At 53.3% G+C, this 14991-nt stretch carries 12 protein-coding genes and 4 tRNA genes; 2 read left to right on the forward strand and 14 right to left on the reverse strand.

Features of this window, described 5'->3' with window-relative positions:
* Window positions 1–19 precede the first annotated feature (19 nt).
* The 3 genes from holA to leuS form a co-directional block, all read right to left on the reverse strand.
* Window positions 20–1048, reverse strand: a complete 1029-nt coding sequence (gene holA, locus C9I92_RS20715) for a DNA polymerase III subunit delta (protein WP_047886754.1) — start codon at window positions 1046–1048, stop codon at window positions 20–22.
* On the reverse strand, window positions 1045–1728 hold the full coding sequence (locus C9I92_RS20720) for an LPS-assembly lipoprotein LptE (protein WP_047886753.1): 684 nt from the start codon (window positions 1726–1728) through the stop codon (window positions 1045–1047). Before C9I92_RS20720 ends, holA begins: the two co-directional genes overlap by 4 nt.
* Before the next feature lie 123 nt (window positions 1729–1851).
* Window positions 1852–4425 carry a leucine--tRNA ligase gene (leuS, locus tag C9I92_RS20725; protein WP_047886752.1) on the reverse strand — a complete coding sequence of 858 codons (2574 nt, stop codon included), beginning with the start codon at window positions 4423–4425 and terminating at the stop codon, window positions 1852–1854.
* A gap of 183 nt (window positions 4426–4608) precedes the next feature.
* Between leuS and C9I92_RS20730 the strand changes: the two genes are divergently transcribed.
* Window positions 4609–5091 carry a zinc ribbon-containing protein gene (locus C9I92_RS20730; protein WP_047886751.1) on the forward strand — a complete coding sequence of 161 codons (483 nt, stop codon included), beginning with the start codon at window positions 4609–4611 and terminating at the stop codon, window positions 5089–5091.
* Between the two features lie 170 nt (window positions 5092–5261).
* Here C9I92_RS20730 and C9I92_RS20735 read toward each other — a convergent pair whose 3' ends face one another.
* The 7 genes from C9I92_RS20735 to mtgA all read right to left on the reverse strand — a co-directional run bounded on the left by C9I92_RS20735 (window position 5262) and on the right by mtgA (window position 12545).
* On the reverse strand, window positions 5262–5930 hold the full coding sequence (locus tag C9I92_RS20735; RefSeq protein ID WP_047886750.1) for a lipid-binding SYLF domain-containing protein: 669 nt from the start codon (window positions 5928–5930) through the stop codon (window positions 5262–5264).
* Window positions 5931–6080: 150 nt separating this feature from the next.
* Complete coding sequence (gene lnt / locus C9I92_RS20740) at window positions 6081–7640, reverse strand: apolipoprotein N-acyltransferase (protein WP_047886749.1); 1560 nt, start codon at window positions 7638–7640, stop codon at window positions 6081–6083.
* A 3-nt stretch (window positions 7641–7643) separates the two neighbouring features.
* Window positions 7644–8516 (reverse strand): CNNM family magnesium/cobalt transport protein CorC, encoded by an 873-nt coding sequence (corC, locus tag C9I92_RS20745; protein ID WP_047886748.1) that lies wholly within the window; start codon window positions 8514–8516, stop codon window positions 7644–7646.
* A gap of 106 nt (window positions 8517–8622) precedes the next feature.
* Entirely contained in the window at window positions 8623–9087 is a 465-nt protein-coding gene (gene ybeY, locus C9I92_RS20750; protein WP_047886747.1) for an rRNA maturation RNase YbeY, read from the reverse strand.
* A complete protein-coding gene (locus C9I92_RS20755; protein WP_047886746.1) occupies window positions 9087–10187 on the reverse strand; it encodes a PhoH family protein in 1101 nt (366 codons plus the stop codon). The genes ybeY and C9I92_RS20755 overlap by 1 nt, the downstream gene beginning before the upstream one ends.
* Before the next feature lie 84 nt (window positions 10188–10271).
* Complete coding sequence (gene miaB / locus C9I92_RS20760) at window positions 10272–11696, reverse strand: tRNA (N6-isopentenyl adenosine(37)-C2)-methylthiotransferase MiaB (RefSeq protein WP_047886745.1); 1425 nt, start codon at window positions 11694–11696, stop codon at window positions 10272–10274.
* 162 nt (window positions 11697–11858) lie between these two features.
* Complete coding sequence (gene mtgA / locus C9I92_RS20765) at window positions 11859–12545, reverse strand: monofunctional biosynthetic peptidoglycan transglycosylase (RefSeq protein WP_084712663.1); 687 nt, start codon at window positions 12543–12545, stop codon at window positions 11859–11861.
* A 150-nt stretch (window positions 12546–12695) separates the two neighbouring features.
* Between mtgA and C9I92_RS20770 the strand changes: the two genes are divergently transcribed.
* Window positions 12696–13856: a 2-octaprenyl-3-methyl-6-methoxy-1,4-benzoquinol hydroxylase gene (locus C9I92_RS20770; protein WP_047886744.1), complete on the forward strand. Its 1161-nt coding sequence runs from the start codon at window positions 12696–12698 to the stop codon at window positions 13854–13856.
* Window positions 13857–14489: 633 nt separating this feature from the next.
* On the opposite strand, the gene C9I92_RS20775 is transcribed toward C9I92_RS20770, so the two are convergent.
* The 4 genes from C9I92_RS20775 to C9I92_RS20790 all read right to left on the reverse strand — a co-directional run bounded on the left by C9I92_RS20775 (window position 14490) and on the right by C9I92_RS20790 (window position 14969).
* A tRNA-Leu gene (locus C9I92_RS20775) sits at window positions 14490–14574 on the reverse strand.
* A gap of 43 nt (window positions 14575–14617) precedes the next feature.
* A tRNA-Gln gene (locus tag C9I92_RS20780) sits at window positions 14618–14692 on the reverse strand.
* Between the two features lie 37 nt (window positions 14693–14729).
* A tRNA-Leu gene (locus tag C9I92_RS20785) sits at window positions 14730–14814 on the reverse strand.
* A 70-nt stretch (window positions 14815–14884) separates the two neighbouring features.
* A tRNA-Leu gene (locus tag C9I92_RS20790) sits at window positions 14885–14969 on the reverse strand.
* Window positions 14970–14991: the final 22 nt, after the last annotated feature.

The following is a 14991-nucleotide window of genomic DNA, read 5'->3' on the forward strand; positions in this document are numbered from 1 at the left end:
CCGGCTGTTGGGCGAAATACTAGCTAAACGGGTTGAGATGGGTTTTTATTCCGCACATTTGTGCACATAACGCTGCCAGTTCATCCCATGGTTGGGCGTCATAATCGGTTTTGACCTGCACTTCGAGCCGGGCCAGCTGACGCATCAGGGTGATCAGCGTCGGCAGGGGCAGGCGATGCAGTGCGCCGATGTAGAGCTCGCGGCGGCTTTGCCAGACCCGGAAATTTTCGAAGATTTTACTGAGTGGCGTGCCGCGGCTGCCCATTTCCTGCATCTTGTACAGTTGGGTGAGCTCGCGCTGGAGTGTGCGTAGCAATACCACCACTTCAACCCCTTCGCCTTCAAGCTGGCGCAGTACCCGCTGGCTGCGTTTGGCTTGTCCGGCGAGAATGGCATCAATCAGCTGGAACGGGGTGTAATGGTTGTGGCGGCTCAGGGCGTCTTCCAGCCGAGGTACCGTCAGTTCACCGTCAGGGTAGAGCAACACCAGTTTTTGCAGGCTTTGTGCCAGTGCCAGCAGGTTGCCTTCGTGCCATTGTGCCAGCATCAGTACCGATTCATGATCCGGCTTGAGGCCGAGCTGCTGGCAGCGTCCCTGAATAAAGCGGGGTAGATGGCGGGCATCCGGCGTGTTGCAGGGGACATAGAGCCCATGGTGATCCAGCTCCTTGAACCATTTGCTGGTTTCCTGCTTTTTATTCAGGCGTGGGCCCTGAAGCAGCAACAGAATGTCCGGGTGCAGATGAGCCGTGACCTCTTGCAGGGATTTGGCCTGTTGGGTATTGAGGCCGCTGTCTGGCAGAATGAGCTCGATGATCTGGCGAGCCGAAAACAGGCTCAGGGCCTGACAGCAGTCAAGCACCAGATTCCAGTCCAGCTGGGCATCAACGGTAAAGGTATGGCGTTCGTCAAAACCGGCTTGCTGAGCTGCCAGGCGAATCTGGTCGCAGGCTTCCAGCTTCAGCAGCGGTTCATTGCCGAACAGCAGATAAGCCTGACGCAGCCCTTTGCTGAGTTGCTGTGTCAGTTGTTCCGGGTAAATCCTCATTGTGTCGCAGTAACCTGACTGTTCTGGGTACGGTCGGCGTCAAACAGTTGCTCAGCGGCTTCCTGATCGGTCAGACGTTCAGTGGTGACTGTCACCTTGCCGTTAGCTGACGTGACGTCGTTGGCGGCATCTTGCTCCAGCGTTTCCAGTGATTCTTCATCAAGCTGATTGAACTTGGCGGTCAGGCGAGCTAGCTGACGCATGATCTGACGTGACGCCTGTTGGCGCATTTCGTTTTCAATCATGTCGCGCTCTACCGACTTGGCCAGTGCCGTTAACGGGTTATCAAGGAAGGTACGGTTAACACGGGTCGTGAAGCTTTGGCTGCCTTTGCCCGGCACCACAATGCTGTAGCGTACGGTGTAGGTCAGTTCATATTCAGCAGCACGGGCGTTCTGGTAGAGCGATAGGGTTCGCTCATCGACCGATTCGCTGATCAGGTGCAGGTTGGGTACTTTGCTTGAGCTTGGGACCGCTTCAATACCGTGCATTTTGAACTGGGATTTTACCTGACGGTGCAGGGGGCCATACGGGTCAAAGCTGGTCAGTGACAGTTTAGCAATGTCGTCTGGCAGCATATAGTTACCACGCAGGTGGAAACCACAGGAGGCGGTGGCCAGCGCCAGAGTGGCAATTAAAAAAGTGCGGAAGATGCTTTTCAGAGAAAATATGGCTTTCACCGAGTCTGCTCCATGAAAGTGAGTGAAAACGGACCGGCTGACGCAGGTGTATCTGATGGGATAGTGAGCCGGAAAATCTGTGGCTCCACAAGGGAGCCACAGGTTAGGCACTGAGAAACGGCGTTAGTTCGCAACAATATTCAACAGTTTACCCGGAACGAAGATGACCTTGCGGATCGTCTTGTCGTCGGTGAACTTAGTAACGTTCTCATCGTTCAGTGCGATGGCTTCTACCTGCTCTTTCGTCGCGTCAGCAGCAACCGTCAGCTTAGCACGCAGCTTACCGTTCACCTGTACGATGATCAGTTTCTCGTCTTCAACCAGTGCTTTCTCATCAGCCATTGGCCATGCAGCGTGGTCGATATCTGATTCACCCAGTGCTTTCCACATTTCGAAACAGATGTGCGGTGTCATCGGGTACAGCATGCACACGATAGCTTTCAGCGCTTCGTCAAGCAGAGCGCGGTCTTGCGCGCTTTCCTGCGGCGCTTTCGCCAGTTTGTTCATCAGTTCCATGATGGCCGCGATCGCGGTGTTAAACGTCTGACGACGACCCACATCATCGCTCACTTTAGCAATGGTCTTGTGAACATCGCGACGCAGCGCTTTCTGGTCGGCAGTCAGAGCCGCCGCATCCAGCGCTTCTGCTGCACCTTTGGCGGTGTGCTCGTGAACCAGTTTCCAGACGCGTTTCAGGAAGCGGTTAGCACCTTCCACGCCGGATTCCTGCCATTCCAGCGTCATGTCAGCCGGAGAAGCAAACATCATGAACAAACGAACGGTGTCTGCACCGTACTTGTCGACCATTTCCTGTGGGTCGATACCGTTGTTTTTCGACTTAGACATCTTCGTCATGCCTGAGTGAACGACTTCGTTACCTTCCGTGTCGACCGCTTTAGTAATGCGACCTTTCTCGTCACGCTCAACCGTTACTTCTGTCGGAGAAACCCAGATTTTCGCGCCTTTGTCGCTGGTGTAGTAGTAGGCATCAGCCAATACCATGCCTTGACACAGCAGCTGCTTGAATGGCTCGTCGCTTTGTACCATGCCACAGTCGCGCAGCAGTTTGTGGAAGAAGCGAGAGTACAGCAGGTGCATACACGCGTGCTCGATACCACCGATGTACTGGTCTACTGGCAGCCAGTAGTTTGCTGCATCGGAATCCAGCATTTCGTCCGCTTTTGGTGAACAGTAACGTGCGTAGTACCAGGAAGACTCCATGAAGGTGTCGAAGGTATCGGTTTCACGCAGCGCAGGCTTGCCTTCAAAAGTGGTTTCTGCCCACGTTTTGTCAGCTTTGATTGGGCTGGTTACGCCGTCCATGACCACGTCTTCCGGCAGGATAACTGGCAGTTGGTCAGCCGGTACCGGATGCACTTCACCGTCTTCTGTTGTTACCATCGGGATTGGTGCACCCCAGTAACGCTGACGGGAAACACCCCAATCACGCAGACGGAAGTTAACGGTCTTCTTGCCTTTGCCTTCCGCTTCCAGTTTTGCCGCGATCGCATTGAACGCATCCTGGAAGCCCAGACCGTCGAACTCGCCGGAGTCGAACAGCACACCTTTCTCGGTGTACGCCGCTTCAGAAATGTCCAGCTCGCTGCCGTCTTCTGGTTTGATAACCGGCACGATGTCTAGGCCGTATTTGGTTGCGAACTCAAAATCACGCTGGTCGTGGGCAGGAACAGCCATTACTGCGCCTGTGCCGTAGTCCATCAGAACGAAGTTAGCCACGTAAACCGGTACTTCACGGCCATTCAGCGGGTGAATCGCAGTCAGGCCCGTTGCCATGCCTTTCTTCTCCATCGTTGCCAGTTCTGCTTCGGCAACTTTGGTGTTACGGCACTCGTCAATGAACTTCGCCAGTTCCGGATTATTTTCTGCCGCCGCGGCAGCCAGCGGGTGACCGGCAGCAATGCCCACGTACGTAACGCCCATCAGGGTGTCAGGACGGGTGGTGTAAACTTCCAGGTCGCTGTGACCTTTAACGGCAAAGCTCAGTTCAACGCCTTCAGAGCGTCCGATCCAGTTACGCTGCATGGTTTTAACCATTTCAGGCCAGCCTTCCAGCTGATCCAAGTCGTCCAGCAGTTCCTGAGCGTATTCAGTAATTTTAATGAACCACTGTGGAATTTCTTTTTGCTCAACCGGAGTGTCACAACGCCAGCAGCAACCGTCTTCTACCTGCTCGTTAGCCAGAACGGTCTGGTCGTTCGGACACCAGTTAACGGAAGAGGTCTTCTTGTAAACCAGGCCCTTATTGTACAGCTTGGTGAAGAACTCTTGTTCCCAACGGTAGTATTCTGGCGTACAAGTTGCGAATTCGCGGTTCCAGTCGTAGCCGAAGCCCAGCAGTTTCAGCTGGTTCTTCATGTATTCAATGTTTTCGTAAGTCCAAGGCGCCGGAGCCGTCTTGTTCTTAACCGCGGCGTTTTCTGCTGGCAGACCGAATGCATCCCAGCCGATTGGCTGCATGACATTTTTGCCTTGCAGACGCTGGTAACGAGAAATCACATCACCGATGGTGTAGTTACGAACGTGACCCATGTGCAGACGACCACTTGGGTACGGGAACATGGAGAGACAGTAGAATTTTTCTTTATTAGGGTCTTCACTTACAACAAACGTTTTGTTGTTGTCCCAATGTTCTTGAACTTTCTGTTCAATGTCCTGCGGACGATATTGTTCTTGCATCGATGACATCCGGGGTTTTGTGAGTTGAGTACAAACACATTCAATATAATCGACATAGAATAACTAAAGGTAAAGGTGTCAACAATAGCTGAAAATCATTTCGGGCCGAATTGTTGACTGTTCGGCAGTGAAAGGCGGCTTAAGGCGTAAAAAGCCGGCAGAGTGACCGCGAGGAGGTGGCGAATGGCAAATCAGAAAAAGGATTATGAGACGCTGCTGGAGCAGGTAACCGAAACGCTCAAGCACAGTCCGGATGAGCTGAAACACTGGGCCGAAGTGACTGAAAAATACCGTCAGGCAGCCAGTGATATGACCAAAGATGAGCTGGCTTTGATCTCTGCATACCTGAAGCGGGATTTGCAGGAATTTGGGCAGAATGTGGAGGAAAGCCCGGCTCCGTTCAGCGAGAGTCCGTTTTATCAGGTCGTGAAAGAAACCATCTGGGAAGGACTGGCGGAAGTCACGGATAAAACCCAGATTGAGTGGCGGGAGGTGATGGATGACATCAAGCACCAAGGGGTGTACGAAGCCGGAGAAATTGTTGGGCTGGGCAATCTGGTGTGCGAGCAGTGCGGGCACAAGGAGTTGATCACCCATGTGAAAGAGATTTCCCCCTGTCTTAAATGCGGGCATACCCGTTTCACTCGTCAGCCGCTTTCTCCCTGAGAAGGGCAGTCATTTGTAACGGGTGAGTTGGAACTTGTCATCGATAATTGGTCATTAGCCATAGATAAAAAACAGCGGGTCTTTGAGCCCGCTGTTTTTATTGTGCGTCTTTGTTGCCTTCTCTGTAGTCTTTCCGACTCCCGCTTGTCGCCCTGAGTTTCATCAGAAGCTTATGGGCGCTCTAACGTCTCGACCACAACCGTGGTCGGTTCAGGCTCATACGGTTGGGTCTGCGGCTGGGCTGATTGTGCCGGTACCGCCGCTTGGGTGCTGAGCGGAGTATAGCTGAACTTCTGTCCGGCCAATGATGCCTCGACCATCATCCCGCCTTTGGCAAAGGTGAACACCGCAATCCCGTTGGTGTAGTTGGCATCAATGTATTTCTGACCGGAGCTGGCGCTGACGCCAGTGGTGCCCGCTTTGGCCTGCGCGCCCTCGGTTAGGGCGACGGCAGAAGCCTGCGCATCCAGCTCAAAGCTGCCGCTGGTAAAGCGGTCATATGCCCGTTTGTCCTGGAAGAAAATAATTTCGCTGTAGGCCTGACCGCCGAACTGGAGGCCGATCGAGACTTGGTACAGTTTGGCATGGCCGGTGACCTGGTGCTGCTGGTACACAGTACCGCTGCCGTAGGCTCCGCCAATCCAGAAACCGCCTTTACCGACTGATGGGAAAACCGCATAGCCGTAAGCGGACTGAAAGAAGGGATGGGTCTGTGATGCGGCCTTGAACTGATTCAGAGCCGCCTGGGTGTCTAGATCTTCTTTGGCGATAGAGCCGGTGGCGACACACAGCAGTGCGAGTGCGCCTAGCATGGCAAACAGTTTGTGAATGACTTTCATGGAGGTTCTCCCTGATTAAGCTGCGCGTTGTGTTCGCAGTTTTCTTTTCCGATATCTTAGCAGGGTGAAAAAAAAGGCGAAGGGGAGACCTTCGCCATTCCGTCATTTCTTGGTGAATTTTCAGTGAAGATTCAGCAAGATTCACGCTCATCAGTCGTGATAGTTAATTTCCGGCTGGTGATCGCGGAATCGGCCGCCTTGGCGGCGAATCAGAATCCACGACAGGGTGACAGACCACAGCAGGTAGAAATACAGCGGCCAGCTGCCAAGGGCTGTGTAAGGTGTCATCCCTTTGGTCGGCACTACTTTGCTGCGTAGCACAGCGGTTTCAAACTGCGGGATCTGGGCGATGATTTTGCCGTGATGATCCACGATACCTGTCAGGCCGCTGTTTGTTGCACGCAGTAATGGCTTACCCAGCTCCAGTGAGCGCATCTGGGCGATTTCCATGTGCTGGAACGGCCCGATTGACTTACCAAACCAGGTATCGTTCGACAAGGTCAGCAGAAACTCCGTGTTTTCATTCACATTGCGGCGCACCTGCTCGCTGAATGCCACTTCGTAGCAGAGTGCCGGGGCCAGCGAGTAACCGTTGGCTTCCAGGTTCGGCTGGATATAGTCACCGCGGCTGAACGACGACATTGGCAGGTTAAAGAACGGAGCCAGCGGACGCAGTAAATCCCCGAACGGGACAAATTCACCAAACGGCAGCAGGTGGTGCTTGCTGTAACGCTCGGCAGATTCATACTGGTACGGGCCGGCATTGTTGACCCCGAGGGTCAGGATGTTATTGAAATACTGGCCGTGGGCGTCCTGATCCAGCACACCGGTGAGAATGGTGGTCTGGTTGTTGCGCGCCGCGGCATCGAGATTCTGGAGGAAAGTCGGCAGTTGGGCTTCCAATGCCGGGATCGCCGCTTCCGGCCAGATGATCAGGTCTGCATCCCAGTTCTCTCGGGTCAGATCGGTGTACTTCATCAGGGTCGGCCAGCGCTGGCTTGGCAGCCACTTCACTTCCTGCGCGACGTTGCCCTGAATCATGGCAACATCCAGGGTGTTGTCCGGATCCGGCACTACCCATTGTTTCTGGCCCGCCAGCAGGGAGAAACCCAGTATCAGGGCCGGTACCAGCAGAGGCTTCCAGTTACGGTACGCGACGGCCGCGACCAGTGCCCCGCAGCTCAGTACCAGTGCCAGGGTGATCCCCTCGACACCTAAAATCGGCGCCAGTGAAGCATAAGGACTCTCAAGTTGGCTGTAACCCATCCACAGCCACGGAAAACCGGTCATCAGCCAGCCGCGGATCCAATCCAGCACCAGCCAGATCACCGGGCCGCTGAGCATCAGCTGGTGGAACGGCCGTCCCTGATTAAAGCGGTTGAACAGCGCACCGAATACCGCCGGGTAGAGGGCCAGGTAGCTGATCAGCAATGCCATCAGCGTCCAGCCGGCCAGCCACGGCATCCCGCCAAAGTTGGCGATACTGACGTGAACCCAGCTTATCCCGGTGCCAAATAATCCCAGCCCCCACAGGAAACCTATGGCAGCAGATCGTTTAACAGATTGATTTTGGAGCAGGAAAAAGAGAATAAAGAGAGAAACTGGTGCGAGGTACCAGTGTTGATACGGTGCAAAAGCCAGGGTGGCAAGAGCACCTGCTGGGACAGCCAGCGCAAGCTGTCCCAACTTCTTTAAGCGAATTGTTGTCATTCGTTATGGTGTCGTAGTCGGTTGATGAGCTTCGTGTGGTACGGTCACTTGCAGCTGGATCACCCGGCGGCTGTCAGCTGCCGTTACTTTGAACGAATACCCATCCAGTTCAACCACTTCGCCGCGAGTCGGCAGGTGGCCAAAACTGGTCATGACCAGCCCGCCGACGGTGTCGACTTCTTCGTCACTGAAGCGGGTCTGGAACATCTCATTGAACGCCTCAATGGTTGTCAGGGCTTTCACTGAGTAGGTATGTTTGCTTAATTGACGGATATCCTGTTCTTCTTCGTCGTCGAACTCGTCTTCGATTTCGCCTACGATCTGTTCCAGAATATCTTCAATGGTAATAACTCCCGATACCCCGCCAAATTCGTCAACCACTATCGCCATGTGATAGCGCTCTTCGCGGAACTCTTTCAGCAGGCGGTCAACGCGTTTGCTTTCCGGTACAACTACGGCAGGACGCAGTATCTCGTCCATATTAAATGGCTCACTATCTGGGCGCAGGTACCGTAACAGGTCTTTCGCCAGCAGAATGCCTTCAACATGGTCTTTGTCATCACTGATCACCGGGTAGCGCGAGTGTTGGGCATCGACAATAAGATCGATCAGATCCTCTAACTTCTGAGAACGTTCAATTGTGGTCATTTGGGAGCGTGGGATCATGATATCTCGCACCCGCATTTCAGAGATCTGCATGACCCCTTCCAGCATGTCCCGGGTGTCATGGTCGATCAGTTCATTTTCTTCCGAGTCACGGAAGACCTCGACCAGTTCCTCGCGGTTTTGCGGTTCGCCCTGGAACAGTTGACCAATACGTTCAAAGAAGGACTTTCTACTCGGACCTTCTGAATTCTGTGAGTTATCTTCGTTCATTGTTTGTAAGAATGGTTTCTCTAGCAATTAAGTGGCGAATGCCACGGAAATAAACAGGCTCGGCAGCAGGCTGCCGTGCCTGTTTGACAATTTTATCGGGGAAAGGTTACAGCTTTTCGTCGGCATACGGGTCAGCAAAACCCATGTTTTGCATGATTTCCGTTTCCAGCGCTTCCATTTCCTCGGCTTCATCGTCTTCAATATGGTCATAACCTAGCAGATGCAGACTGCCATGTACAACCATATGTGCCCAGTGGGCGTTAAGCGGTTTGTTCTGATCTTCGGCCTCATTTTCAACGACCTGACGACAAATCACCAGATCACCGAGCAGATCGAGTTCCATGCCCGGCGGGGCTTCAAACGGAAACGACAGTACATTAGTCGGCTTGTCTTTGCCCCGGTACTCGTGGTTCAGGGAATGGCTTTCTTCTGCGTCGACCAGACGCACTGTCACTTCGGCATCTGCCTGAAACGGGGTAATGGCAGCATCCAGCCACTGCTGGAAGTCAGCTTCACTTGGCATACCGTCAGGGTTGTCGGTCGCCACCTGGAGATCAAGATAAATAGCCATTAATCGGTTTTTTCCGTTTCTGCTTCTGGAAGAATGACGGCACCTGGCGTCAGTGCGGCCTGTCTGGCCATCTGCTCTTCACGGCGGCGTTGTTCAGCCAGCTTTCGTTGTTTCTGGTCTTCGGTTTCCCACACTTCATACGCCTGAACAATTCGGGCAACAACCGGGTGACGAACCACGTCGTCAGCCAGGAAGAAGTTGAAGCTGATTTCATCCACTTCAGACAACACTTCAATCGCATGGCGCAGGCCGGAACGGGCGCCGCGCGGCAGGTCGATCTGGGTGACGTCACCGGTGATCACGGCCCGGGAGTTGAAACCGATCCGGGTCAGGAACATTTTCATTTGTTCCACAGTGGTGTTCTGGCTCTCATCGAGGATGATGAAGGCGTCGTTCAGGGTACGGCCACGCATGTAAGCCAGCGGGGCAACTTCAATCACGTTACGCTCAATCAGCTTCTCGACCCGCTCGAACCCCAGCATTTCAAACAGGGCATCGTACAGCGGACGCAGATACGGGTCGACTTTCTGGCTCAGGTCACCCGGTAGGAAGCCCAGTTTTTCACCTGCTTCTACCGCAGGGCGGGTTAGCAGGATGCGACGGATTTCCTGACGCTCCAGAGCGTCTACCGCGGCAGCAACGGCGAGATAGGTTTTACCGGTACCGGCAGGACCAATCCCGAACGTGATGTCATGGCGAACCATGTTGGCAATGTATTGCGCCTGGTTCGGGGTGCGTGGTTTGATGATTCCCTTTTTGGTCTTGATTGTGACTTCTTTACCGTAAGGGATACTGGAGTCCGTCGATTGCTCCAGCACACCGGATTCTTTGATCGCCAGGTGGATTTGCTCTGGTTCAATATCCGGGATCACATTGCGGACCGGGGCGGTGTCGACATACAGGGTCTTGATGATGTCGGCGGCGGCACCGGCAGTATGCGGTTGGCCAACAATACTGAAACTATTGCTGCGGTGGTTAATTTCGACACCCAGACGGCGTTCAAGTTGTTTAATGTTATCGTCGAAAGGGCCACAAAGGCTGGAAAGGCGCTGGTTATTGGCGGGTTCCAGATTAAATTCAATCGTAATGACTTTACTCAAGATTTGCCTCTCATGAGGGTTGCCCGTTTGGTCGGGCAACCTTTGGTTCAGGGCTCGTCTGTTTGTATTTAGACGGGCGTCTTACTATGGAGTATATACGCCTACACCCAATTCATCTTCTTTGCGTGTTTTCTCGATGACTTCAGCTGGAGACATCGCAACACGCAGGTTCATTTCGGCTTCGGTACGTACCAGTTCACCACGCAGGGAGTTCGCGAAGACATCCGTGATCTTGACATCAACGAACTGACCGATCAAATCGACCGGGCCTTCAAAGTTAACTACGCGGTTGTTCTCAGTACGGCCACGTAACTCCATGATGTTCTTCTTAGAAGGACCTTCCACCAAGATACGCTGTTCAGTGCCCAGCATCTGGCGTGAGTAACGCATCGCCTGAGTATTGATCTGCTGCTGCAGTTCGTACAAGCGTTGTTTTTTCACGTCTTCAGACAGATCGCACGGATAGTCTGCGGCCGGTGTACCCGGACGTGGTGAGTAAATGAAGCTGAAGCTCATGTCGAAGTCGACATCACGGATCAGTTTCATGGTTTCCTGGAAGTCCTGATCGCTTTCACCCGGGAACGCGACAATGAAGTCAGAACTGATGGTGATATCCGGACGCGCTTTGCGCAGTTTACGGATTTTCGACTTGTACTCGATCGCCGTGTGCGGACGCTTCATCATCGCCAGAATACGGTCTGAACCGCTCTGTACCGGCAGGTGCAGGAAGCTCACCACTTCAGGGGTATCTTCGTAAACCGCGATGATATCATCGGTAAACTCGATAGGGTGGCTGGTGGTGTAGCGGATACGGTCGATACCATCGATGGCCGCTACCAGGCGCAGCAGCTCAGCAAAGCTCGCAATTTCACCGTCGTGGGTTTCACCGCGGTAGGCGTTTACGTTTTGTCCCAGCAGGTTGACTTCACGAACACCTTGTTCGGCCAGCTGAGCAATTTCAAACAGAACGTCATCCAGCGGACGGCTGACTTCTTCACCACGAGTGTAAGGCACCACACAGAATGTGCAGTACTTAGAACAGCCTTCCATGATAGACACGAAAGCCGTCGGGCCTTCTGCACGCGGCTCAGGCAGGCGGTCAAACTTTTCAATTTCAGGGAAAGAAATGTCCATGACCGGTGCGTCAGAGCTTTGTGACTGCTTAATCATCTCAGGCAGACGGTGCAGGGTTTGCGGGCCAAAGATCACATCCACATAAGGTGCGCGAACACGGATAGAATCGCCTTCCTGAGTTGCCACACAACCGCCTACGCCAATCACCAGGTCAGGTTTTTTGTCTTTCAGTGTTTTCCAGCGACCAAGCTGGTGGAACACTTTTTCCTGGGCCTTTTCACGGATGGAGCAGGTGTTAAGCAGCAGAACGTCTGCTTCTTCTGGTTCTTCCGTTAACTCGAAGCCATTGGCTGCATTAAGAAGATCGGCCATTTTTGATGAATCGTACTCGTTCATCTGGCAACCCCAGGTTTTGATAAGCAGTTTCTTAGCCATGTCTAACTCTTCACTCGTAGTGTTTATTCATTGCATTCAACATTGCTTCATTCGGCCAAGCGGCCGTGAACATGGCCGTCAGCTGTAGCAAGCCGCGTATTGTACTGCTTTAAACCTTGCCTGACCAGATCATCACCACCCCGAATACAATGTGGTTATAGACTAGAGCTTCTCCAGGGTTTGCATCCCGAGTTGGCGCATTTGCTGGCGGATCCAGCGACTGCGTTTGGCGACATAATCGGTCATCGGGGCCGGATGAATCCGGTAAGGGTTTGGCAGTACCGCTGCCAGCTGGGCAGATTGCTGAGCTGACAGGCGCGCAGCCGGGATGCCAAAGTAGGTCTGGCTGGCGGCTTCGATGCCGTACACCCCAGGGCCGAACTCAACGATATTGAGGTACATTTCAAGGATGCGCGTTTTGTCCCAAAGCCACTCCATCCATAAGGTGAAATACAGCTCGACCCCTTTGCGAATGAAAGTGCGGGACGGAAACAAAAACAGGTTTTTGGCCGTCTGTTGGGTAATGGTACTGCCACCTCGGCTCGGGCCGTCGCTGCCGCTTTGTTTCAAAATGGTCAGGACGGCATTAACGTCGATACCGCTGTGGTTCGGAAAGCGCTGATCTTCCGAAGCGATCACGGCCAGCTGGCTGTACGGTGAAATCGCCGATAACGGCTTCCAGTCATGGGCAGAGCGCGAAGGGTAACCGGCGGGCGGAAACAGGCTGCGGTGAAGCTGCCAGCCCCAGACCGGCGGATCGATGTATTTCCCGGCCATCACCAACAGGGGCGGGAGCGCCAGCAGAAGCAGTATAATGGTCAGCAAAAAGCGTTTCAGGCGGACGAACATAGGGGACGTAATCTTCCTCAAAATTGGATCAGCCCGCAGGATGCAGCGATTAAGCACTGATTGCGTAGCAGAAATTAGGTAAAATGATAGCAAACAGGTCGCTGTACCTGCCATAAATCAGAGTAGTGAGCATAACAAATGGAAACCGGAATGGAACAGTTTGATGTGGTTGTCGCCGGTGGCGGCATGGTCGGCGCGGCGATGGCAATAGGTCTGGCGCAGCAGGGACTGACTGTGGCGGTACTGGAGGGGGTTGCTCCCGCCACTTTTGCTGCTGACCAGCCGATGGATTTGCGGGTGTCGGCAATCTCACCCAGCTCGGTTGCCCTGCTGGAACGCCTGGGAGCCTGGGACAATGTGCGCGCCATGCGGTTGTGCCCGTACAAACGGCTTGAAACCTGGGAACACCCTGAGTGCCGGACCCGGTTCAGTGCCGAGGACATGCATCTCGATCAACTGGGCTTCATTGTGGAAAACCGTGTGATTCAGCTGGCGTTGTGGCAGCAGTTTGAACACTATCCGAATCTGACATTACTTTGCCCGGCGCGCATGGCATCGGCGACCCCACATGACGCCGGCTATCACATCAAGTTGGCCAGCGGAGAAGTATTAAGTGCGCGTTTACTGGTTGGGGCTGATGGGGCAAACTCTCAAGTTCGTCAGCAGGCCGGGATCGGAGTGACCGCGTGGGATTATCGCCAGCATTGTATGCTCATTAATATTGCGACCGCTTTGCCGCAACAGGACATTACCTGGCAGCAATTTACCCCAAGTGGTCCCCGCTCGTTCCTGCCATTGCCGGGCCATCAGGGCTCGCTGGTCTGGTATGACAGCCCTTCCCGCATCAAGCTGCTATCGACAATGGAACCTGAACAGCTGAAAGCGCAAATCGCCGCCCATTTTCCACCAGAGCTGGGCGATTTTTCAGTTATCGGCCAGGGCAGCTTTCCCCTCACTCGTCGCCATGCCCAGCATTATTTCAAGCCGGGTGTCGTGCTATTGGGGGATGCTGCTCATACCATTAATCCATTGGCAGGGCAGGGGGTGAACCTCGGCTTTAAGGATGTGGATACGTTGTTGCATGAAATGGAAAAGGCCGGCAATGATTGGGCCAGTTTGCGGGTCTTAAAAGCTTATGAGCGCCGTCGTCGTCCGGATAACCTGCTGATGCAAACCGGTATGGACTTTTTCTATACGACATTTAGCAATAATTTGCTGCCGGTCAAATTGCTGCGAAATGCGGGACTGAAACTGGCAGAGCATGCCGGACCGCTCAAACAGCAGGTGCTGAAATACGCGATGGGCATGTAATCGATACAGTGAGCCTGAGGGCTCACTTTTTTGTGCCTTGGTTTTTTCCTGGGCTTTGCGGTATCTCGTTCTAAGCATGGTCGCACCCTAGGCACATTCTTCTTATTCCATCTTATCCTGTCTCTCACCATCCGCTCTGATCCTGCCTGCCGTTGCATCTTCTTAAACAGTTAGCGTCAGCTGCCAAGTGCTTATCATCTACCTCCAGGCGCTTATCATTTACCGCTGGCGTGTATGAGTCATCTCAATGGGGATTTGGATGGCCAGTCAACCCTATAGTGTTCCGAATTCTATGTCGTGTTTTCGCCTGCCGGAAGCGTCGGGATTGATGTGCTGAGGCGTGATATGTCTAGGAGAAGTCAGCAGAGAAAGGTGTACAGAGAGAAGACGCTTGGTGCTCGAAACTGCTAGTCGCAGGTGCCTAATGGCCTGGTCAATGTAGATGAAAGCCGGTAGATAAAGCTACGTTGATAGAATTGGAGCTAGAAAAAGAAACAGCCGAATGTGACAGGCACATTCGGCTTAACAACCAGAGAGATACGATCATTGAGTAGGTTGTAAAAAATCGTTGCTCAGCACCCTAGCCGGATGCCAGACAAAAGAAAACCCACCAAAGGTGGGTTTCTTAAAGGATGGTGCGGAAGGAGAGACTTGAACTCTCACACCTTGCGGCGCCAGAACCTAAATCTGGTGCGTCTACCAATTTCGCCACTTCCGCGTAACTTAGCGTGCTGATAAATTCAGTACGATAAGTGAAATAATGGCAGGGCTACCTGGATTCGAACCAGGGAATGGCGGCATCAAAAGCCGCTGCCTTACCGCTTGGCGATAGCCCTACAGGTGCTCTGTAACAGAGACTTTAATCAGAGAGAATGGTGCGGAAGGAGAGACTTGAACTCTCACACCTTGCGGCGCCAGAACCTAAATCTGGTGCGTCTACCAATTTCGCCACTTCCGCATTTTGGTTTGCTGTTACCAGCAGTGTTCTCTGATTGTATTCTCAGACTGAAAAAACAATCTGAAAAATATGGTGCGGAAGGAGAGACTTGAACTCTCACACCTTGCGGCGCCAGAACCTAAATCTGGTGCGTCTACCAATTTCGCCACTTCCGCATATTTTGTTGCTTACGCCCGA

The sequence above is a fragment of the Photobacterium ganghwense genome, from assembly GCF_003025595.1.
Taxonomy (GTDB): Bacteria; Pseudomonadota; Gammaproteobacteria; order Enterobacterales; family Vibrionaceae; genus Photobacterium; species Photobacterium ganghwense.

What these genes read in the sequence shown, in the direction of transcription:
- leuS (WP_047886752.1), bottom strand. Translation starts at nt 4,425, where the DNA reads ATGCAAGAACAATATCGTCCGCAGGACATTGAACAGAAAGTTCAAGAA.
- lnt (WP_047886749.1), bottom strand. Translation starts at nt 7,640, where the DNA reads ATGACAACAATTCGCTTAAAGAAGTTGGGACAGCTTGCGCTGGCTGTC.
- C9I92_RS20730 (WP_047886751.1), top strand. Translation starts at nt 4,609, where the DNA reads ATGGCAAATCAGAAAAAGGATTATGAGACGCTGCTGGAGCAGGTAACC.
- miaB (WP_047886745.1), bottom strand. Translation starts at nt 11,696, where the DNA reads ATGGCTAAGAAACTGCTTATCAAAACCTGGGGTTGCCAGATGAACGAG.
- C9I92_RS20770 (WP_047886744.1), top strand. Translation starts at nt 12,696, where the DNA reads ATGGAACAGTTTGATGTGGTTGTCGCCGGTGGCGGCATGGTCGGCGCG.
- mtgA (WP_084712663.1), bottom strand. Translation starts at nt 12,545, where the DNA reads ATGTTCGTCCGCCTGAAACGCTTTTTGCTGACCATTATACTGCTTCTG.
- C9I92_RS20735 (WP_047886750.1), bottom strand. Translation starts at nt 5,930, where the DNA reads ATGAAAGTCATTCACAAACTGTTTGCCATGCTAGGCGCACTCGCACTG.
- corC (WP_047886748.1), bottom strand. Translation starts at nt 8,516, where the DNA reads ATGAACGAAGATAACTCACAGAATTCAGAAGGTCCGAGTAGAAAGTCC.
- holA (WP_047886754.1), bottom strand. Translation starts at nt 1,048, where the DNA reads ATGAGGATTTACCCGGAACAACTGACACAGCAACTCAGCAAAGGGCTG.
- ybeY (WP_047886747.1), bottom strand. Translation starts at nt 9,087, where the DNA reads ATGGCTATTTATCTTGATCTCCAGGTGGCGACCGACAACCCTGACGGT.